Raw genomic sequence first — 20,121 nt, 5'->3', positions numbered from 1 at the left:
AAATATAGTAGCAGTTATGCACTTACAAGTTGAGTATAAACTTAAAAGGTAATATTTATGACTACAGTATCTAAAAGCACTTTATCTCTATCTGCCCAAGAGCGATCGCTTATTCTCTGGTTTGATGAAATTGGTATTGCTGATATCCCTGTAGTTGGTGGTAAAAACGCCTCACTGGGGGAAATGATTCAACAGCTAACACCCAAAGGGATTAACGTTCCCACCGGATTCGCCACTACTGCTTACGCTTATCGTCATTTCATTGAATCTGCGGGGTTAGAAGCAAAGCTACGCAAACTCTTTGCTGACTTGGATGTTGAGGATGTCAAAAACTTACGAGAACGGGGGAAAAAAGCGCGATCGCTATTAATCCACACACCATTTTCTGTAGAATTGCGGGAGGCGATCGCCGCAGCCTACCATAATCTCTGTGAACAATACCATGCAGACACAGATGTGGCAGTCCGTTCTAGCGCCACTGCTGAAGACTTACCCGATGCTAGTTTTGCCGGACAGCAGGAAACTTACCTCAACGTTGTCGGTGCCGAAGGAGTTTTAGCAGCTTGTCATAAATGTTTTGCTTCTCTATTTACCGATCGCGCTATTTCTTATCGCCACACCAAGGGATTTGACCACTTTAGCATTGCTCTGGCTGTGGGTGTGCAAAAAATGGTGCGCTCTGACTTAGCAACCTCTGGAGTGATGTTCTCCATTGATACAGAAACCGGCTTTAAGGATGCAGCACTAATTACAGCCGCCTACGGTTTAGGTGAAAATGTTGTCCAGGGGTCTGTCAATCCCGATGAATATTATGTTTTTAAGCCAACTTTAAAAGCTGGTTTCCGCCCGATTATCGATAAAAAATTGGGCAGTAAAGAACTGAAAATGATTTATGATGACGGCTCCAAATTTACGAAAAATGTTTCGGTTTCGGCCAGCGAAAGAGGTAAATTCGCTCTGAGTGATGAAGAGATTTTACAACTAGCAAGTTGGGCATGTTTAATTGAAGACCATTATTCCCAAGTTCACGGTATTCTTACTCCAATGGATATCGAGTGGGCAAAAGATGGAATTACTAACCAACTTTTTATTGTGCAAGCGCGTCCCGAAACCGTCCAGTCGCAGAAGAAGGGAAATGTGTTGCGGAGTTATCGGTTGTTATTGGAAACTGGAAACTGGGGACTAGGGACTGGAGAAAAATCTTCCCAATCCCTAATCCCTCTAATTACGGGGCGTGCGATTGGAGAAGCAATTAGTCAAGGAAAAGCACGTCTAATTTTAGATGTTCAGAAACTCGGACAGTTCCAAGTCGGGGAAGTTTTGGTGACAGAGAGAACTGACCCCGATTGGGAACCAATTATGAAACGCGCCAGTGCAATTGTTACCAACTCTGGTGGTAGGACGTGCCATGCCGCAATCATTGCGCGAGAATTAGGTGTACCTGCGATCGTGGGATGTGGCAATGCTACGGAAATTTTGAAACCTGGTCAAGAGGTAACAATTTCTTGCGCTGAAGGGGAAGAAGGAAAAGTTTATCCAGGCTTATTACCTTTTGAAGTTCAAGAAGTTCCTTTAGAGAACTTACCCCGCACCCGCACTCAAATTTTAATGAATGTGGGTAATCCTCAAGAAGCATTAAGTTTATCAGCAATTCCCAACGATGGTGTAGGTTTAGCGCGGACAGAATTTATCATCGCTAACCAAATTAAAATTCATCCAATGGCCTTGATTCATTATGACTTGTTAAAAGATGAATTTGTGAAAGCTAAAATTGCTGAGATTACTGCACTTTACGACGATAAAGCCCAATATTTTGTCGATAAATTAGCCCAAGGCATAGGTAGAATTGCGGCGGCATTTTATCCCAAACCAGTGATTGTCAGAATGTCAGATTTCAAAAGTAATGAATATGCCAATTTGTTAGGTGGGCGACAGTTTGAACCCCATGAAGAAAACCCCATGCTGGGTTGGCGAGGAGCGGCGCGTTACTATGATCAAGGTTACAGAGAAGCTTTTGCCCTAGAATGTCATGCCATCAAGCGGGTAAGGGAAGAAATGGGTTTGACGAATGTGATCTCGATGATTCCCTTTTGTCGCACTCCCGATGAAGGACGTTTAGTTTTGGCAGAGATGGCAAAAAATGGTTTAAAGCAGGGTGTTAACGACTTGCAGGTTTATGTGATGTGCGAGTTACCGAATAATGTAATTATGGCTGAGGAGTTTGCTGAGGTATTTGATGGTTTCTCCATTGGTTCCAATGATTTAACTCAGTTGACACTAGGTATAGATAGGGATTCGGCCTTAGTGGCGCGGTTATTTGATGAACGTAGTGAAGGTGTGAAGCGAATGGTGAAAATGGCCATAGAAGCGGCGAAAAAATGCGATCGCAAAATCGGCATTTGTGGACAAGCACCCAGTGACTATCCAGAATTTGCCCAGTTTTTGGTTGAACAAGGAATTGACTCGATTAGTCTAAATCCAGATTCGGTTTTAAAGACGATGCTAGAAGTCGCAAAAGTCGAGAGTGCTGAGTCTTAATTGTAGAGGGTTTTAGTGTGTTAAATATTCGAGTAATGTATGCCAGCAAAAGATCGCTACCACGAGAACGTCAAAAATGCCCTAATCAAAGATGGCTGGACGATTACCGACGATCCCTTTCATTTGAAGTGGGGAAAAAGGGATATGTATGTTGACTTGGGTGCAGAGAAATTGATTGCTGCTGAAAAGGAAGGACAGCAGATAGCCGTTGAGATTAAAACGTTTCGCAGCGTATCGGAGATGACCGCTCTCGAACAGGCATTGGGACAGTACCTTGCATACCGCTCTGTGATGACTAGAACCAATCCCGATCGCGTCCTCTATCTCGCCGTTCAAGACGAAGTATACGCCGATATCTTTGATGAGCCAATTGCTAAACTTTTAGTAGAAGATTACAAAGTTAATATTGTTCTATTTCAGCTAGAGCAAGAGGTTATTTTTAGATGGATACCTTGGAGCAATACAGGCAGTTGATTCGGAATATTCTGATTGAACATACAAAAATCCCTTTCAGCGCTGGCAATATTCAATTTGAAACAGTTTTTGATGGCGAACAAGACCGCTACCTCTTGATGATTTTGGGAAGAGAACCAGCTTATGATTTGTCTTTGACTGTGACTCGTCGCGTTCATGGCTGTATGATTCACATTGATATTATTGATAACAAAATTTGGATTCAACGTGATGGTACTGAAGAAGGGATTGCAACGGAACTAGTTAGGGCTGGTGTGGCGAAGGATCGGATTGTATTGGGATTTCGGTCTGAGGAACTGCGGAAAGATTCAGAATTTGCTGTTGCATAGTAGGGAGTAGGGGAGATGAGGGGGATGAGGGAGATGAGGGAGAAATATAGCGTTTCCTAATCATATAAAGTACATCATAGCCCCCTCTCGAAGAGCGGGGAGGGGGTTCTTGTACATCACTTGGGACGATAACCAATGCCCAATGCTCAATGCCCAATGACAAATGACAAATGACAAATAACTAATGAATAAAAAGTGGTTCCGAATTGGGATGGTGAGTGTATTTCTTCTCTCACTTGCCTTACGGTTTTGGGGACTGGAGCGATTTAACACTCTGGTATTTGATGAAGTTTATTTTGCCAGATTCGGTAATAATTATCTGACGCGTACACCATTTTTTAATGCTCATCCGCCGCTGAGTCAATATATTATTGGTATCGGCATTTGGATTGGTAGTCACATTCCTTTTTGGCACGATACGGTGAATGGGCTGACAGGTTCAATGCGATCGCCTTGGACTTATCGGTGGTTAAATGCCCTCACAGGCTCATTTATTCCTTTAGTTGTGGCTGCGATCGCTTATCAGTTGAGTTATCGTCGTACCTTTGCAATACTTGCAGGTTTCTTCACAGCTTGTGATGGCATTTTCCTAGTTGAGTCTCGCTATGCTTTAAGTAATATTTATATCGTCATCTTTGGTTTGTTAGGGCACTGGTTTTTATTATTGGCATTAGATAACCAAAATCGGCGGCGTTCTTTTTGGTTAGTTTTTGCTGGTATTGCTTTTGGTGCATCAGTTGGTACTAAGTGGAATGGTTTATGGTTCCTATCAGGTGCTTATCTCACTTGGATAGCAGCTTGGGTTATTCATTTAATACATTCTTTTCCTAACCCCAAACTCTTTTTTACATCCCCCTTCTTGAAGGAGTCAGAAGTCAGGAGTCAGGAGTCAGGAGTTAGTACTTATTCTCCCTCATCTCAGACACCACTACAAAACTTGACTCAGCTAAATATTTTTCAGATGCTGTTTTATCTAGGAATTATCCCAGCTTTTATCTACAGCATCATCTGGATTCCTCACCTTCAACTAGATAAAACTTATGGATTTATTGCAGTACATCAGCAAATTTTGAAGTTTCACTTACATTTAGGTGGCAATAGTCCTAATGTGCATCCTTACTGTGCTGCCTGGTACAAATGGCCTTTGATGACTCGGCCAATGGCATATTATTATCAAACGGCTAAAAGTATCACTGATCCTCTACCTGTAATGGGGCCGCCTTTGCCTGCCGGTGCTGGACAAGTTATTTATGATGTCCATGCAATGGGCAACCCATTTTTGTGGTGCTTTGGTGTCGCTGCCATGTTGTTTTTGGTAGGAATGCTGGTGTCACAAGCCATAATTCCTTGGCTGAAAAAAAAGCGTTTTTCTGTGCCTGCAACTCTTAGTGTTGATACTTGGATTGCCTTGTATTTAGTGAGCAATTATGCTGCTAACTTATTACCTTGGGTAGAGGTAACGAGGTGCGTTTTTATCTATCATTATATGTGTGCAGTGGTATTTGTATTTTTAGCGATCGCTTGGTTTGTCGATCAGTGTCTTCGCAGTTATTATCAACCACTCCGGGCGCTAGGTGTCACCATTACTTTTATCATTCTGGCTGCTTTTATTTTCTGGATGCCCATTTATTTGGGTTTACCCCTCTCGCCTGAAGGTTATAAGCTGCGAATGTGGTTCAACTCTTGGATTTGATTAAAGGGGCATTGGGTATTGGGAATGAAAATAACTCCTAACTCCTAACTTTTTACCCCCAATCCCTAACTAATTTCTCAACTTAACATAGCTACATATATATAGATTTGCTTAATACATCGGTTTCACATTTCTTATCACTATGTGGCTTTAATTACTGTTAGACTGTTCAAAGCGTAAGCAGATAATATTAAAGCTGCAAAACGCAACACCAGGGCATGGTGAATTAGATATTAACTAAAAATAATGAATGAGAAATTATAAAATTTTTTACATTTATCATTCTCTGTTATTGTTATTATAGATACCTAGTTTTGATGATCCTGAACAATAGAGGCGGATCGTCATGAAAATGAACTTAGAATTGCCAGATATTAATTTAATTAGCTTAAAAGAGGCATCGATTCATCTTTCTAGTCAAATTCAGCCTCATGGTATCCTGTTAGTCTTGGAGGAGCCTGAGCTAAAAATATTACAAGTTAGCACTAATACATTAAATATTTTCGGGATCACTCCCGAAAATATGTTACAAAAAAAACTAGAAGATTTACTCGACCCATTCCAAATAGAGAAAATTAAAACAGGGCTATCCGGGGCAAATCTTGATTTCATCAATTCCACCAGAGTTTGGGTACGAAAAAAAGATGATGAATACATAGTATTTGATGCAGTATTTCACCGCAATGAAGAAGGATTTTTAATTTTGGAATTAGAACCTGCTATTACTCAGGAAAATATTCCATTTTTAAGCTTTTATCATTTAGCTCAAGCCTCCATAAATCAACTAAAAAAAACATCAAATCTCCGGGAGTTTTGTCAAGTTATCGTTCAAGAAGTTGGGAAAATAACGGAATTTGACAGGGTAATGCTATATAAATTTGATGATGATGGACATGGTTCTGTTGTGGCTGAAGAAAAACTAGAAAGCCTAGAACCATACTTAGGACTGCATTACCCAGAGTCAGATATTCCCAAACCAGCGAAAAAATTATTCGCTGTCAATTCGATCAGAATCATACCGGATTCTTCTTGTGAGCAAGTAAAAATTTTTCCTGTCAATAATCCAATTAGCGATCGCCCGATTGATTTAACCAACTCTATTCTCAGAAGTCCTGCTCCCTGTCATCTGGAGTACTTGCATAATATGGGTGTTGGTGCAACGCTGACTATATCTTTAATTAAAGACCAAAAACTCTGGGGACTAATTGCTTGTCATCATCAGTCCTCTAAATATATTTCCTACGAATTACGTAAAGCTTGCGAATTTTTGGGGCGATTAATATTTGCCGAAATCTCAGCGAGAGAAGAGACAGAAGACCACGATCGCCAGATAAATCTGACACGTATTCAATCAGTCTTGATTGAATATATGTCTGAAGACGAAACCTTTATTGATGGTTTAGTTAAAAACCCGCAGCATCTTTTAGATTTGGCTAGCGCTCAAGGCGCAGCCGTGTGTTCTGGGGGAAATTGTCGGGTAATTGGTGAAACGCCAAAAGAAGAAGACCTGAATTTTTTAGTCCAATGGCTCAAGAATAACGTTGAGGAAGAAGTATTCTATACAGATTCTTTGCCGCAGATTTATTCAGATGCCGAAAGTTTTAAAAACATCGCTAGCGGTTTATTAGCTATTCCCATCGCCAAACGAAATTATGTTTTGTGGTTTCGACCAGAAGTAATTCAAACTGTAAATTGGGGTGGCGATCCTAATCAAGCTTTTGAAGTTAGCCAGTCAGAAGGAAATGTCCGTTTATGTCCACGCAAATCATTTGAACTGTGGAAAGAAACCGTCCGCTTAACATCTTTACCTTGGAAAGATATAGAAGTTAAAGCAGCATTGGAACTGCGAAAAGCAATTGTCAATATTGTGCTGCGTCAAGCCGATGAACTTGCCCAGTTAGCCCAGGATTTAGAACGTTCTAACGCCGACCTGAAAAAGTTTGCCTACATCGCCTCCCATGACTTGCAAGAACCTCTTAATCAAGTTGTGAATTACGTGCAGCTGTTGGAGATGCGCTATGGCCAAAAACTCGACGAAGAAGCGCACGAGTTTATCAGCTACGCTGTGCAGGGAGTTAGCTTGATGCAGACTTTGATTGATGATGTGCTGGCATACTCGAAAGTGGATATGCAAGCGATCGCATTTCAAATGACCGAGGTAGAGACAGCCTTAAATCGGGCCTTGAGCAACTTGCGTCAACGCATTCATGAAACTGGGGCTACTATCACCCACGATCCCTTACCAACCGTGATGGCTGACAGCACCCAACTGATGCAGCTATTTCAAAACCTCATTGGTAACGCCCTTAAGTTCCACAGTCACCAACCGCCACAAATCCATCTGGGAGCAGAAAGGATAGAAGATGCATGGCTGTTCTCAGTTCGGGATAATGGTATTGGCATTGATCCACAATTTAGCGATCGCATTTTCGTTATCTTTCAGCGCCTACATACACGAGATGAATATATCGGTACAGGTATGGGTTTAGCTATATGTAAGAAGATTGTCGAATGCCACCGGGGGCGGATCTGGATAGAGTCAAAACTGGGTGAAGGCGCAACCTTCTACTTTACAATTCCAGTTGGAGGACGTGAACTTGAGCGTAGAAAGGGGAGAAAAACAAAAAATGATCTTTTTGGTCGAGGACAATAAAGCCGACATTCGCTTAATCCAAGAAGCGTTGAAAAATAGTTCAGTGCCACATCAGGTGGTCACATCCAGGGATGGCATAGATGCTATGGCTTATTTACGCCGAGAAGGTGAATATGCTAATGCACGGCGCCCTGACCTCATCCTCCTCGATTTGAATTTGCCCAAGAAAGATGGTAGAGAAGTGCTGGCGGAAATTAAAACTGACCCAGTACTAAAACGTATTCCAGTCGTTGTCTTAACAACCTCAAAAAATGAGGATGACATTATTGAGAGCTACAATTTGCATGTGAATTGCTATATTACTAAATCCCGCAACATTAACCAGCTATTCGAAATCGTCAAGAGTATTGAAGATTTTTGGCTCTCTACTGTGACGCTGCCATTAGAGTGAAACCCGAAAATTATGGTTGTGAGCTACTCAGCAAAAATCTTGTTAGTTGAGGATAACCTACCTTACGCTAGGTTGTTACAAAAGTTTCTGATGCAAGCTCAGTCCCAAGAGTTTACTCTGGTTCATGTGAAGCGATTGGGGGAAGCACTTCAGGAACTAACTCAGTGTAATTATGATGTTATTTTGTTAGATTTATCTCTACCTGACAGCCAAGGATTGTCATCTCTGCCTCCTCTGATTGCTCAAGTCCCAAACATCCCGATTGTTGTCTTAACCAATACAAATGACGAAGAATTGGCAATTGAGGCAGTGCGGCAGGGGGCACAAGATTATCTAATCAAGCGCCAGGTAAATTCAGATGTATTGGTTCGCTCTTTGCGTTATGCGATCGAGCGCAAGCAGGTTTTAGAATCATTACGCACGGACAATGAAACGTTACAAATTCGGGTTGAAGAACGAACTGCTGAACTGGTGAAAGCCAATGAAATCAACCAATTAAAATCTGAACTTGTCTCAATGCTCTCCCATGACATCCGCAATCCTCTAAATACTATTCTCTTGGCTGCTGGATTGCTAGAAAACTACGACGAAAAATTGACCAAAGAGAAAAAACTGAATCATTTGCAAATGATTAGCTCGGCGATCAAAAACATGGGACAGCTATTAGATGAAGTTTCATTCATCGGTAAAGCTGATTCTGGTAGACTGCGCTGTGAACTCATCTGCTTAGATTTAGAAGCTTTTTGCCGCCAACTAGTCGAAGAAGTTGAATTAACCGCAGGTGAAAAACATCTGACTTTGATATTCACCAGTTTTGGGGAATTAGGCGAAGCACTATGGGATAAAAGCTTGCTGCGGCACATTTTGGGCAATTTACTTACCAATGCGATTAAGTATTCACTACCGGGCGGCATAGTCAACTTTGAACTAATTGGTCAGGAAAAAACAGTAATTTTGCGAATTCAAGATTGGGGAATTGGCATTCCTAAAGAAGACCAAAAGCGACTGTTTCAGCCTTTTCAACGTGCGGACAATGTTGGAACCATTCCTGGTACCGGCTTGGGGCTAGCGATCGCTAAAAAGTGTGTCGATGCACATGGAGGCGAGATTGTAATTAATAGTCAAGTTGGAGTAAGTACAACCTTCACCGTCACCCTCCCTTTACTCAGAGTTTAAGCAAGTATTATTCGGAATACAGAAATATTCTGACTCTTGATTTTTCACAGATTTTCCACCATCATCGGACTTACGCACTGTACAAATGCCTCGCGATCTGAATTAACGATGCTCCCGGTTGTTTCAGGCTTTTCTTAATTATCCTGCGATCGTCAATAGACCAGAATGTAGGGGCACAGCAATGCTGTCCCCTTACGAAAGATGTGGTTTTTAAACTTATGCATATTTGGTATTTATTGTCAATGCGTAAGTCCACCATCAGTAAAATCTTTATGTCCCAAAAATCTTTTTATGGAATAATTACAAATACCTTGGTGCGTATTTACTCTTTACCCTTCACCCTTTCAAACAAAGCCCGATAAACAGGTTCACCCTTTTTTTGCGTGCCTATTTCCCTTTCTGTGGGTATTAGTAGGGGGTTTTGGGCCAACCATTCTCCTGTACCAATTTTCTCAAAAGCTGGATTTTCAGCAAAGCGATCGCGCATTTCCACAGCCACAAATTCCATATCTGATTGCAGAAATACCAACCCCCCAATCGCAAGATAATTAGCTAAGTCTGCCACTAGTTCGGGTTGGACTACACGACGTTTAGCGTGGCGGGTTTTAAACCAAGGATCGGGGAATTGAATTGTAACGCGTTGTAAACGTCCTGGAGGGACGGAAGATAAAAGTGAGTGCAGTGAGTTATTCACATTGCAAAATAAATAGTGCAGGTTTGTTAAACCTAATTCCGAACGTAACTTATTCGCCTCCACCACCAGCGGTTCCCGAATTTCCAAGCCGAGAAAATTCCAGTTAGGTTCTATCTTGGACATATTCAACAAAAAGAGTCCCTTCGCGCAGCCAATATCTAAATGTAGTGGTTGATTTGGCTTTGCATAAATTTTTTCCCAATCTTGGGGACTCGCTGGCGTTTGATACTTTTTACCAAGTGGATTAACATGCTGGCGGACTCGGACTGCTGCCAAAATTTGTTCTCCTTTACGTGAAAATATCCTGTGGTGAAACTCCAGGTTACAAGGAAGTCTAGCAAAAGTATGCCAAAAATTATCGGTCTATCATTCAATTGCCTACCCAGCACCAACTTTGTATAGCAGTCTCAGTTAAATACGCCATACTTGCACTGTTTTTTGAGGTTTTCGAGAAATTTATATTTTGGAAGTCCCTCATTTTGCATTAATCTCTAGAATTAAAATGCCTTAGCACATTTGCTCTAATCATGGAGGGAGGAAGCTTAAACAGTGGATATTTTAGATTTGTTTTATAAAGGCGGGCCAGCGATGTGGCCTCTGCTTATTCTGTCGATTCTGGCTTTGAGTGTGATTTTCGAGCGTTTGTGGTTCTGGTTGCGAATTTTGACTCAGGAAAAGCAAATAGTCAATCGCATCCTGGATGCTGCCCAAGATAATTGGGAAGTAGCTGCGGACATTGCAAGACAAGCCAGCGATCAGCCTGTCGGACGTTTTCTCTACGCCCCTCTACGCTTTACGAAAAGTGATGCGGAAACCTTTAGACTAGCACTAGAGGCTACGGCAGAAGATGAATTGGCTGGAATGCGGCGGGGCGAAAAACTTTTAGAAGCCGTGATTGCCCTAGCGCCACTGCTGGGATTGTTGGGTACGGTTTTGGGTTTGATCAAAGCTTTGCGAGCAATTCGGATTGGCGATTTGGGAACTGAATCTACCGCTGGCGTGACTACTGGTATTGGTGAATCCCTGATTGCTACGGCAACTGGGCTAATAGTTGCCATTATTAGTTTGGTATTTTACCGCCTATTTCAAAGTTTTGTAGTCAACCAAGTCAAAGTTTTTCGGAAGGCAGGGAATGAGATGGAATTGCTCTATCGCCAGTCTCCTCCTGACTTTAGCAATAGTACATCAGCAATTGTGCCAGAAAATATCACTCCACCCCGCAAGCCCGGAAAAACTAGGCTTTCTACACCTCCTGAACCCCCGAATACACCTAATTAATAGTCAATAATTCAACCCCCAAACCAGGTTTGAGAGTGAGACATGAAAGTTAATCTACATACTCCAATTGAAGAAGTCCAAATTCAAATCATCCCTTTAATTGATGTCGTTTTTTGTATCCTGACATTTTTTTTATTAGCGGCTTTACAATTTACACGGCAACAGGCAATAAATGTTGATTTACCTAAAGCCAGCCCCAGTACAGTCTCTGGAATCACATCACAGAGTGGAAGTGTGATTGTGACTATCGATGCCGTTGGCAATACTTACATAGAAAAACAGCCTGTAAAACAGGAAGATTTGAGACAGAGGTTAAAACAGTATCTCCAACAAAATCCCAATGCTGTTATTGTGCTGAATGCTTCGCGGACAGCAACTTACAATGATGTGATTGAGACATTGGACTTGCTACGACAAGTAGGAGGCGATCGCGTTTCTTTGGGAATTATTCCTGGCCCATCTCAACCACCCACAAACTCACTTAACCAGCCGACTGTCCCCTCTTTCCCAATCAATCCTGGTGCTGCACCACTTCCAGGCATCAATCCCGAAGGCAATATCACCCCTAAATTCCCTTTAGCACCTAATTCTGTACCCTTTCCTAGGGTAAGTCAGCCTCCAACTGGGCAAGGCATCAATCCGATCAATCCTGGTATTTCTCCCGTGGTTCCTAACTCACCAGCGCCTCAAGTGCCTGTAGCACCCAAACAAACCCAACCTACTCTTAAAAGATGAGATAGGGGCATTGGGCATTGGGTATGGGTTATTCCCCTTGTCCCCTTGTCCCCCTTCAAGTCTTTTCCCAAACCTAAAGATATCTAGAATAAATCTCGGCTAGAGAAAAAAAAACTGCTAATTTACAAATAATTGGTTGAGCTTTAAAGATTTTTCCACCGATAGACTGAGCAATTTATCACCAATTGCCATCCACATTTCATATCAAACTGGGAAAGTATATCTTGTTTCACCAAATAGGTTAACAGATTGAAAAGCGCTTGTATCAAGCATCTTTCAGTGTGTCCAAATTACGAAATCCGTTAGCGCAGCGTTAGAGGTTGTTTGAAAAGTGGTGACTGAGGTATCCAAAACTTTAGATCCTCCTAAATCCTCCGATAAATTGGAGGACTTTGAGAACCTTATTCCCCCCTTTTTAAGGGGGGCTAGGGGGGATCTAGATACAAGCGTAGACTTTTCAAACATCCTCTTAGCGACGCAGGAGCGTCATTACGAATTACTAATTAGTATCAGGGGTTGTGGTATGAATATTGTGACGCTTTTAATTGTTTGGGTAGTAACAGCTATCAGCCTGTTGATAATTAGCAAATTGCCTCTGGGAGTTGAAATTGATACTCCTGGTAAAGCGTTCCTTTCTGCCGCAGTGCTTGGTATCGTGACGGCAATAGTCAGACCGATTTTAAGCCTCATTTTTGCAGTACCAAATCTACTCACATTGGACTTATTATCCAGCATTTTCACATTTATGATTGCCGTGGTTTGTTTTAGTATTGCGGCTTGGTTAGTAGAAGGCTTTCGGTTGCGTTACGGGATTTGGAGTGCTGTTATTGGGGCATTTACGCTGACTATAATTAACAGCTTAATCTACAAATTATTGGGCGTCTAAAGCTAAGAGTTAGGAGTTAGGAGTGATGAGTTATCAGTAACTTAAAACTCTGGCAATTTGAAATTTTGAATTTTGGATTGAAGTAAAAATCTAAAATCTAAAATTGAATAATTCCCATCTCCTAACTCCTAACTATTCGTTGGAACTTGGGGGAGCAACTGGAGTAGTTGATTGTTGTTTACGTTGCTCACGTTTTTTGCGATCCGCTGAAAGTATATCTGCCATCACCACTAGCGCTTGCGCCATTTTGTCTAGGTTAGAACGGTATAACTCCAAATCCTTATTGAGTTTGTCATCGGAGAGGTGCAAGCCAGCAGCGATCGCTTTCAGCGCCTCAGTGAGTTGCTTTTCGTCTTTGACTAATTCGGGATCTGATTGTTCTAATAACGAAAATACACCAATTGCGAACAAACGGTTGTATTTAAAGTTAGGATTGTTGGCGATCGCTTGCAGGTGTGCTTGCAAGTCAGCATCTCGATCTAAGAAAGTAGTTTGGCCCAGCCACCCAATTAAATCTTTAACTGGCAAACCTTTAGCTACAGCTTGCAATCTCTGGGCATCCTGTCGATAGTGTTGCGGATCTTTTTCTATAGCCCGACATAGGGCGTTAAAAATTGATTCTTGATCTCGTTCTGGTAGATAGCCTTCCATGAAGCGGTCAAAAGTAGTGACGACGCCCAAGGCATAAATTGGATTGTAGCTAAAATCGATATTTACTGACAGCAGATGCATTTCCACCATCAATTCTTCTACTACCCGACGATAAATAGTGTTGATCGGACGGGTGTGAAGATTGTAGAAAGTTCGCTTTGTATCAGAGACTGTACGGACGTTATTCACAAAGAAAAAGAGAATGTTAAGGGCGACGTATCTTTATTTTGTCGCTTAAAGGCTACTTTGCCAAGTTGAGCTTTTAGCGAGTGACGGTTTCATTTACAATATATACACATCAGAAGTATTTTATAAGCTGGTAGGCACAGGAGATAAGACTTTTCTCCTAAAAAACTAGCCAAAAATTATTATCCTTAATGATTTATTTATTGTATTCATGAACTTCTCGCCACAGTTAATTGCTTTAGGTGAATACCTCGCTGGTGAATTTGATAATCGGGAACAAGCCATAGCAGAACCAGTGTGGTATGTTCAACTCTGCCTGTGGCAAAGACCAGTTAATCTGTTCACAGAAGATAGCATCACCTTATTTGCCGAACAAGCTAACGTTATTACCCTAGATCAACCTTACCGCCAGCGAATTATCCGGTTGCGTCAGGGGAGCGACTCTGACGCAACCGTGGAAGTACAATATTATATGCCTCAAGATCCGGGTGCATTAAAAGGCGCAGGTGATAACCCTGCTCTACTAAACACACTCACACCCGAAAAATTAGATTTACTGCCAGGTTGTATCCTAACAGTTACTCAAGAGAAACTAGCTGGCGATCGCTATAAGTTTACCGCTACCCCACCACCAGAGACTCGTTGCAGCTTTACTTATCTTGGCAATAGCATCTATGTTTCCTTGGGTTTTGCAGCTACACCAACAGAATTTCACAGCTACGACAAAGGAATTGACCCAGCAACTGGAAAAGCAACTTGGGGAGCAATTATGGGGCCTTATCGCTATACCAAGCGAAATCAGTATTGAGTGCTGAGTTATGATCTTGGAATTTTAAATTTTTTCTCCCCCACTCCCTCTTTCCTTTTATCCCTTTCTTAAACTCAGGACTCAGCACTCTTTTAGCTGGCAATGCTACGAGGTACACCTTCTAAAGCTTCCTCTTCTGTTTCAAAGATTTCAAAAACAGTATCCATCATCGTCACTTCAAACACGAGTTTGGCTTCTGGGTGTACATTACAGATGCGGAAACTGCCCTTGACTTTATCAGCATCACGCATTCCAGCAACCAAAGACGTGAGACCAGAACTATCAATAAAATTTACCTGAGCCAGATTTACAACTACATGGCGACTGAGTTTGGAAATACACTCCTGTAACTTCAGGCGAAATTGCCAAGCAGTGGTGATATCCAAGCGGCCTGCTGGTGTCAGGACAATAACGGTGTTTCCGTCTTGGGTTGTATAAGTTTTTTGGTCTATCTGAATCACTAAAGCCCTCCCCGTGGCATTTCTCGTAAGATTAACTAGTTACAGAATTTTGTAATGCTGCCACTTGAGATTAACAAGCTATAGCTAAAATTGTCACCTTTTTCTGCTAAGTGCTTAATTTTAGTAGTTAAACTCCGCAAAATAGTAGTGAGTGGGGGAAATGAGGGAGTAGGGGAAGATCAGGATAATTATCATAACTCCTGACTCCTAACTCCTAACTCAGCACGGGCTAAACCATAGCTATCGCTAACAGCACTATTTGGGTGTCCAGTTGATCCAATCTTGAGGCTTAAGGAAGGTTTCATACAACTCGGCTTCGGGGGAATTGGGTTCCGGTTGATAGCCGTATTCCCAGCGCACTAAGGGAGGTAGAGACATGAGAATTGATTCGGTACGTCCGTTAGTTTGCAGACCAAAAATGGTGCCTCGGTCATAAACCAAGTTAAATTCTACATACCGTCCCCGGCGATAGAGTTGAAAATTCCGTTGGCGATCGCCATACTCTATCCCATGTCGCCGTTCTACAATTGGTACGTAGGCTGGTAAAAATGCTCTGCCACAGTCTTGTACAAAGCCAAACAAATCTTCCCAATTGCGGGTTGCTGGTGTTCCCACCTGGTTGCTATAAATAGCCGCTTCCCCATTGGGATTTGGCCCGCGATATAAAGCACCCTGTCCATCTTGGTAATCAAAAAACAGACCACCGACACCCCGTGTCTCATCACGATGCTTGAGGTAGAAATATTCATCACACCACTGCTTAAATACTGGGTAATACTCTGGGTGGTGTTGGTCGCAAGCCTGTTTTAATGTTTTGTGTAAATGTGCCGCATCTTCAGCAAAGGGATAATAAGGTGTCAAGTCAAGACCGCCACCAAACCACCACACTGGCCCTGCTTCAAAGTAGCGATAATTGAGATGAACTGTGGGCACATAAGGATTGTGAGGATGTAATACCATTGAAGTGCCTGTGGCATAAAATCCATGCCCTTCTGCTTCCGGGCGTTGGGCTAAAATTGAGGGTGGCAAATGGGAACCCTGAACTTCAGAAAAGTTTACACCTGCTTGTTCAAATATTGCACCATCTCGCAGCACGCGCGATCGCCCTCCCCCTCCTTCTGGGCGTTCCCAACTATCTTCATTAAATTTAGCCACACCATCTAGTTTTGCCAATGATTCGGTAATTTCGTCTTGCAGTTGTTTCATAAACTGACTGACCCTAGTCTGAGCATCAGGTGCAGGCAAGGACTTGGATGATTCTGCTGCTACGGTTGGTATTTGCGAGTTGGTCAACATAGATTCCCGAACCTAAATTACAATTTCCAGAAAACCACAAATTTTTCATTTTAAAATTTGCGGGAAACACGCGCCAACAATCTCGCTCTATTTGCCCAACCCGCTTTTTTCTTACTGGTTAAGCATTTATACGATTGATGGGCATCACTAGAGTTATTTTCCCTCAAATGCGTATAGGCTTGTATATTGAATTAGTTTTTTTTGAAATTCTTAATTGGAATATTCTGGTATAAAAACTAAATTTTAGTCTTAAGCTTGAGGTATCTAGGATTTGACTGTCCTACTCAGAACTTTTTTGTCATATTGCTGATGTCGGCTGTTAGGGTCTGTACCGAATCGAGGCTTGCTATGTTTAGGACATTTTTGAGAAAGTTTTAATTTAAGGGTTCAGCGTAGTTGCACACCATACCAGAGTTACCAGAAAGTGTCTAGGGAGAAGGATTAGGAAAATGCAAGGTTGGTTATCCAAATTCATCCACCGCAAACGTCGTTGGTTTTGCGCTTCTCTGGTGTGGACGTATCGAGAGATTAGTTCTGCTTCTGTAGATGAACTGTGGCAAAAAGTGGTTGACTTGACAGATGTTTCTTGGCATCCACAACTTAAGAGTACTAATGTTCCCCGCGGATTAGTACCCAAACCAGGATTAATTTTTCAAGCTGTAACACGCTTTTCACCGATTCCCATCAGAATTTTTGTGGAACGCGTCAATCCCAGAGAGATGCTGAGTATCAGAGTGATGGCGATTCCTGGAATAGAGGAACGGTTAACTTACCAAGTAGAGTCAACAGTTTGTGGTACTTGTTTGTCTTATTCTGTAACGCTACGGGGTTGGTTATCGCCCTTGATTTGGTCTTTATCCCGTCCTTATGCAAACCGCGTAGCACGGTCTTTAGTCGAGGCAGTAGAAAAGACGGCATTACCAGCGGTATCTGGGAAGAAAAAATCCCTTAATGACAGTTGTTTTGATTTTTAGGTATTGGGGATTGGGAATTGGCATTGGGGATTGGGGACAACGAGAATAAGCCATGCCCAATGCCCAAAGAAAGTTAAGATTCAATTAGGTAATAATGCAATTTGCTAAGTTTTATTACGGCGGTGACAGTGATAACACTAAGCTGACCTTACTTAAGAAAGCATCCAGTTAATAGCTAAGATGTTCCCCATAAGTGTATTTATTCATTTTGAATTTTGAATTTTTATGTACGATGTCCTCGATTCTCGCTCTGTTTTAGAAGTTTTGCGACCAGTGGAAGACCCAGAACTCCGCAAAAGTCTGGTAGAACTGAATATGATTCGCAACGTCACAATTGATGGTGGTAAGGTTAGCTTTACTTTAGTGTTAACCACTCCTGCCTGCCCTTTACGTGAATTTATTGTCGAAGACTGTCAGAAAGCTGTCAAAAAACTCCCAGGCGTTACAGATGTCAGCATAGAAGTGACGGCAGAAACACCGCAACAAAAAAGTTTACCTGACCGCACTGGCATTTCTGGGGTGAAAAATATCATTGCTGTTTCCAGCGGCAAAGGTGGCGTTGGTAAAAGTACGGTGGCGGTGAATGTAGCAGTGGCTCTAGCCCAAACTGGGGCGAAAGTCGGCTTGCTAGATGCTGATATTTACGGCCCCAATGACCCCACCATGCTGGGTTTGGCTGATGCTCAAATTACTGTGCGTTCTACTGAAACAGGTGACATCCTGGAACCTGCTTTTAATCACGGCGTCAAATTAGTTTCAATGGGCTTTTTGATTGACCGAGATCAACCAGTAATTTGGCGGGGGCCTATGCTCAATGGTGTAATTCGTCAGTTTCTCTATCAAGTTGAATGGGGAGAACTGGATTATTTGATTGTAGATATGCCACCAGGAACCGGAGATGCTCAGTTAACTTTAACCCAAGCAGTGCCGATGGCAGGGGCAGTAATTGTCACCACACCGCAAACTGTAGCTCTGTTAGATTCTCGCAAGGGATTGCGGATGTTCCAGCAGATGAATGTTCCGGTATTGGGGATCGTAGAAAATATGAGCTATTTTATCCCCCCCGATCAACCAGATAAGCAATATGACATCTTTGGTTCTGGTGGTGGCTCAAAAACCGCTGCTGAATTGGGAGTGCCACTGTTGGGGTGCGTACCGCTAGAGATTTCCACGCGAGTTGGTGGTGACAGCGGTGTGCCAATAGTTGTTGGTGAGCCAGATTCGGCTTCGGCAAAAGCATTAACAGCGATCGCTCTTACCATTGCTGGTAAAGTATCAGTTGCTGCCCTGACATAATTATAAATTTTAATTTCTATCTACTTCCTGGGCTATAGCTTGGGAATACTAGGGACTGGGTATTAGGAAGTCGGGAAGCAGGGGAGCAGAGGAACAAGGGAGAATAACTAATAACCAATGCCCAATTCCCAATTCCCAATTCCCAATTCCCAACAATTAAAGCTAAAGTCTAAACTGGCACAATGTTGTTAAAACGATCGCTCCCCAAAATTCGCTGGAAGTCTTGGGTTAAACCCTGGCAGGGTGTAGATTGGCTACTATTTTGTTTGCCGATAGCTATCAGTATCTTTGGCGGAATCATGATTCTCAGTACGGAACTGAAGCAGCCGGTAACTGACTGGTGGTGGCACTGGATGGTAGCGGGTATCGGTGTGCTTATAGCTCTGTTGTTATCTCGCATCCGTTACGAACTCTTGATGCAGTGGCACTGGGTGACATACTCACTAACGAACTTCAGTTTAATCGCCGTGATGATTGCTGGTACTAGCGCCAAAGGGGCGCAGCGGTGGATTAGTATCGCTGGCTTTAACGTGCAACCCTCAGAATTTGCCAAAGTCGGTATGATCATCACCTTAGCAGCTTTGCTACATAGGCAGACTGCTTCTAACCTCGAAGGTGTTTTCCGGGTTCTGGCAATCACTGCTATACCTTGGGGATTGGTATTTTTACAGCCCGATTTAGCAACATCAATGGTATTTGGTGCGATCGTCTTAGGAATGCTTTATTGGGCAAATGCTAACCCAGGCTGGTTAATTCTGATGATTTCTCCGGTGGTTGCCGCCATTTTATTTAGTATATCTTGGCCATTAGCAGAGCCGATAGTTTTACTCAAAGAACTATCTTTTGGCCCATTAGGGCTAATTTGGTCTGTTGCGATGGCTATTTTGGGCTGGCAAACTCTTCCCTGGCGTCGATTTGGTTTTGGCGCTATCAGTGCGTGGAGTCTCAATATACTGGGTGGCGAATTAGGAGTTTTCGCCTGGAATCATATTTTGAAACCGTATCAAAAAAATCGGCTAACCGTATTCATGGATCCCGATCACGATCCCCTCGGTGCTGGGTATCACCTAATTCAATCTCGCATTGCTATTGGTGCTGGTGAAGTTTGGGGATGGGGTCTGTTCAAGGGGCCAATGACGCAACTAAATTTCGTGCCTGAACAGCATACAGACTTTATTTTCTCCGCAGTGGGCGAAGAATTCGGTTTTATTGGTTGTTTGCTAGTGCTATTTGTTTTCTGCTTAATTTGCTTGCGCCTATTGCATGTTGCCCAAACCGCCAAAGATAACTTTGGTTCGTTGTTGGCTATTGGCGTTTTGTCTATGATCGTGTTTCAGGTGATTGTCAACGTTGGCATGACTGTAGGTTTAGCGCCTGTAGCAGGAATTCCCCTACCTTGGATGAGTTATGGGCGTTCTGCTATGCTGACTAACTTCATTTCCTTGGGAATAGTAGAATCGGTGGCAAATTTTCGACAAAAGCAGAAGTATTATTGATTCGTCATTTTTCATTGGTGAGCCAGTGCGGTCTTCTCCCAAGGGGAGACGCTAAAAGCGATGGGGGTTTCCCCCATGAGTAACTGGCGTTAGCGAAGCGGTAGCG

Annotated in this window: 18 protein-coding genes; 14 read left to right on the top strand and 4 right to left on the bottom strand. The window is 42.5% G+C overall.

Translation table 11 applies throughout. From position 1 onward, the window contains the following. Positions 1-57 precede the first annotated feature (57 nt). From ppsA to V7K62_RS18540, 7 genes are all read left to right on the top strand, one after another. Complete coding sequence (gene ppsA / locus V7K62_RS18570; RefSeq protein WP_334866509.1) at positions 58-2,538, top strand: phosphoenolpyruvate synthase; 2,481 nt, start codon at positions 58-60, stop codon at positions 2,536-2,538. A gap of 39 nt (positions 2,539-2,577) precedes the next feature. Then, positions 2,578-3,012, top strand: coding sequence for an element excision factor XisH family protein (locus V7K62_RS18565; protein ID WP_334866507.1), 435 nt, complete (start codon positions 2,578-2,580; stop codon positions 3,010-3,012). After that, positions 2,982-3,341, top strand: a complete 360-nt coding sequence (locus V7K62_RS18560) for a XisI protein (protein ID WP_334866505.1) — start codon at positions 2,982-2,984, stop codon at positions 3,339-3,341. The genes V7K62_RS18565 and V7K62_RS18560 overlap by 31 nt, the downstream gene beginning before the upstream one ends. A gap of 184 nt (positions 3,342-3,525) precedes the next feature. Beyond that, entirely contained in the window at positions 3,526-5,034 is a 1,509-nt protein-coding gene (locus V7K62_RS18555; RefSeq protein WP_334866502.1) for a dolichyl-phosphate-mannose--protein mannosyltransferase, read from the top strand. Between the two features lie 346 nt (positions 5,035-5,380). Then, a complete protein-coding gene (locus tag V7K62_RS18550; protein WP_334866500.1) occupies positions 5,381-7,687 on the top strand; it encodes an ATP-binding protein in 2,307 nt (768 codons plus the stop codon). Then, positions 7,632-8,078, top strand: a complete 447-nt coding sequence (locus tag V7K62_RS18545; RefSeq protein WP_334866498.1) for a response regulator — start codon at positions 7,632-7,634, stop codon at positions 8,076-8,078. The genes V7K62_RS18550 and V7K62_RS18545 overlap by 56 nt, the downstream gene beginning before the upstream one ends. Before the next feature lie 12 nt (positions 8,079-8,090). Then, positions 8,091-9,254 carry a hybrid sensor histidine kinase/response regulator gene (locus tag V7K62_RS18540; RefSeq protein WP_334866496.1) on the top strand — a complete coding sequence of 388 codons (1,164 nt, stop codon included), beginning with the start codon at positions 8,091-8,093 and terminating at the stop codon, positions 9,252-9,254. A 322-nt stretch (positions 9,255-9,576) separates the two neighbouring features. On the opposite strand, the gene trmB is transcribed toward V7K62_RS18540, so the two are convergent. After that, positions 9,577-10,224 carry a tRNA (guanosine(46)-N7)-methyltransferase TrmB gene (gene trmB, locus V7K62_RS18535; RefSeq protein WP_334866494.1) on the bottom strand — a complete coding sequence of 216 codons (648 nt, stop codon included), beginning with the start codon at positions 10,222-10,224 and terminating at the stop codon, positions 9,577-9,579. Positions 10,225-10,497: 273 nt separating this feature from the next. Here trmB and V7K62_RS18530 point away from each other — a divergent pair, with 273 nt between their 5' ends. The 3 genes from V7K62_RS18530 (at position 10,498) to V7K62_RS18520 (ending at position 12,847) form a co-directional block, all read left to right on the top strand. Then, a complete protein-coding gene (locus tag V7K62_RS18530; RefSeq protein WP_334866492.1) occupies positions 10,498-11,226 on the top strand; it encodes a MotA/TolQ/ExbB proton channel family protein in 729 nt (242 codons plus the stop codon). A gap of 42 nt (positions 11,227-11,268) precedes the next feature. Further along, on the top strand, positions 11,269-11,961 hold the full coding sequence (locus V7K62_RS18525; RefSeq protein WP_334866490.1) for an ExbD/TolR family protein: 693 nt from the start codon (positions 11,269-11,271) through the stop codon (positions 11,959-11,961). Between the two features lie 523 nt (positions 11,962-12,484). Beyond that, on the top strand, positions 12,485-12,847 hold the full coding sequence (locus V7K62_RS18520) for a phage holin family protein (RefSeq protein ID WP_334866488.1): 363 nt from the start codon (positions 12,485-12,487) through the stop codon (positions 12,845-12,847). A 132-nt stretch (positions 12,848-12,979) separates the two neighbouring features. Here the strand turns inward: V7K62_RS18520 and psb29 are convergent, their stop codons facing one another. Further along, entirely contained in the window at positions 12,980-13,687 is a 708-nt protein-coding gene (gene psb29 / locus V7K62_RS18515; protein ID WP_334866486.1) for a photosystem II biogenesis protein Psp29, read from the bottom strand. 208 nt (positions 13,688-13,895) lie between these two features. On the opposite strand from psb29, the gene V7K62_RS18510 reads away from it, so the two are divergent. Further along, entirely contained in the window at positions 13,896-14,492 is a 597-nt protein-coding gene (locus V7K62_RS18510; RefSeq protein ID WP_334866484.1) for a chromophore lyase CpcT/CpeT, read from the top strand. Between the two features lie 92 nt (positions 14,493-14,584). Here the strand turns inward: V7K62_RS18510 and V7K62_RS18505 are convergent, their stop codons facing one another. After that, a complete protein-coding gene (locus V7K62_RS18505) occupies positions 14,585-14,953 on the bottom strand; it encodes an STAS domain-containing protein (protein ID WP_094328250.1) in 369 nt (122 codons plus the stop codon). Between the two features lie 255 nt (positions 14,954-15,208). Further along, positions 15,209-16,249: an oxygen-dependent coproporphyrinogen oxidase gene (hemF, locus tag V7K62_RS18500; protein ID WP_334866482.1), complete on the bottom strand. Its 1,041-nt coding sequence runs from the start codon at positions 16,247-16,249 to the stop codon at positions 15,209-15,211. Positions 16,250-16,698: 449 nt separating this feature from the next. On the opposite strand from hemF, the gene V7K62_RS18495 reads away from it, so the two are divergent. From V7K62_RS18495 to rodA, 3 genes are all read left to right on the top strand, one after another. Further along, entirely contained in the window at positions 16,699-17,223 is a 525-nt protein-coding gene (locus V7K62_RS18495; RefSeq protein WP_334866480.1) for an SRPBCC family protein, read from the top strand. A gap of 225 nt (positions 17,224-17,448) precedes the next feature. Continuing rightward, positions 17,449-18,519 (top strand): Mrp/NBP35 family ATP-binding protein, encoded by a 1,071-nt coding sequence (locus tag V7K62_RS18490; protein ID WP_334866478.1) that lies wholly within the window; start codon positions 17,449-17,451, stop codon positions 18,517-18,519. A gap of 182 nt (positions 18,520-18,701) precedes the next feature. Beyond that, positions 18,702-20,015, top strand: coding sequence for a rod shape-determining protein RodA (gene rodA, locus V7K62_RS18485; protein WP_334866476.1), 1,314 nt, complete (start codon positions 18,702-18,704; stop codon positions 20,013-20,015). Positions 20,016-20,121: the final 106 nt, after the last annotated feature.

The organism is Nostoc sp., from assembly GCF_036917935.1.
GTDB lineage: Bacteria > Cyanobacteriota > Cyanobacteriia > Cyanobacteriales > Nostocaceae > Nostoc.
The sequence above is the reverse complement of the archived record's forward strand: the minus strand, read 5'-3'. Positions and strand labels throughout refer to the sequence as shown.

What these genes read in the sequence shown, in the direction of transcription:
- ppsA (WP_334866509.1), top strand. Translation starts at nt 58, where the DNA reads ATGACTACAGTATCTAAAAGCACTTTATCTCTATCTGCCCAAGAGCGA.
- V7K62_RS18565 (WP_334866507.1), top strand. Translation starts at nt 2,578, where the DNA reads ATGCCAGCAAAAGATCGCTACCACGAGAACGTCAAAAATGCCCTAATC.
- V7K62_RS18560 (WP_334866505.1), top strand. Translation starts at nt 2,982, where the DNA reads ATGGATACCTTGGAGCAATACAGGCAGTTGATTCGGAATATTCTGATT.
- V7K62_RS18555 (WP_334866502.1), top strand. Translation starts at nt 3,526, where the DNA reads ATGAATAAAAAGTGGTTCCGAATTGGGATGGTGAGTGTATTTCTTCTC.
- V7K62_RS18550 (WP_334866500.1), top strand. Translation starts at nt 5,381, where the DNA reads ATGAAAATGAACTTAGAATTGCCAGATATTAATTTAATTAGCTTAAAA.
- V7K62_RS18540 (WP_334866496.1), top strand. Translation starts at nt 8,091, where the DNA reads ATGGTTGTGAGCTACTCAGCAAAAATCTTGTTAGTTGAGGATAACCTA.
- V7K62_RS18525 (WP_334866490.1), top strand. Translation starts at nt 11,269, where the DNA reads ATGAAAGTTAATCTACATACTCCAATTGAAGAAGTCCAAATTCAAATC.
- V7K62_RS18520 (WP_334866488.1), top strand. Translation starts at nt 12,485, where the DNA reads ATGAATATTGTGACGCTTTTAATTGTTTGGGTAGTAACAGCTATCAGC.
- V7K62_RS18510 (WP_334866484.1), top strand. Translation starts at nt 13,896, where the DNA reads ATGAACTTCTCGCCACAGTTAATTGCTTTAGGTGAATACCTCGCTGGT.
- hemF (WP_334866482.1), bottom strand. Translation starts at nt 16,249, where the DNA reads ATGTTGACCAACTCGCAAATACCAACCGTAGCAGCAGAATCATCCAAG.
- V7K62_RS18495 (WP_334866480.1), top strand. Translation starts at nt 16,699, where the DNA reads ATGCAAGGTTGGTTATCCAAATTCATCCACCGCAAACGTCGTTGGTTT.
- V7K62_RS18490 (WP_334866478.1), top strand. Translation starts at nt 17,449, where the DNA reads ATGTACGATGTCCTCGATTCTCGCTCTGTTTTAGAAGTTTTGCGACCA.
- rodA (WP_334866476.1), top strand. Translation starts at nt 18,702, where the DNA reads ATGTTGTTAAAACGATCGCTCCCCAAAATTCGCTGGAAGTCTTGGGTT.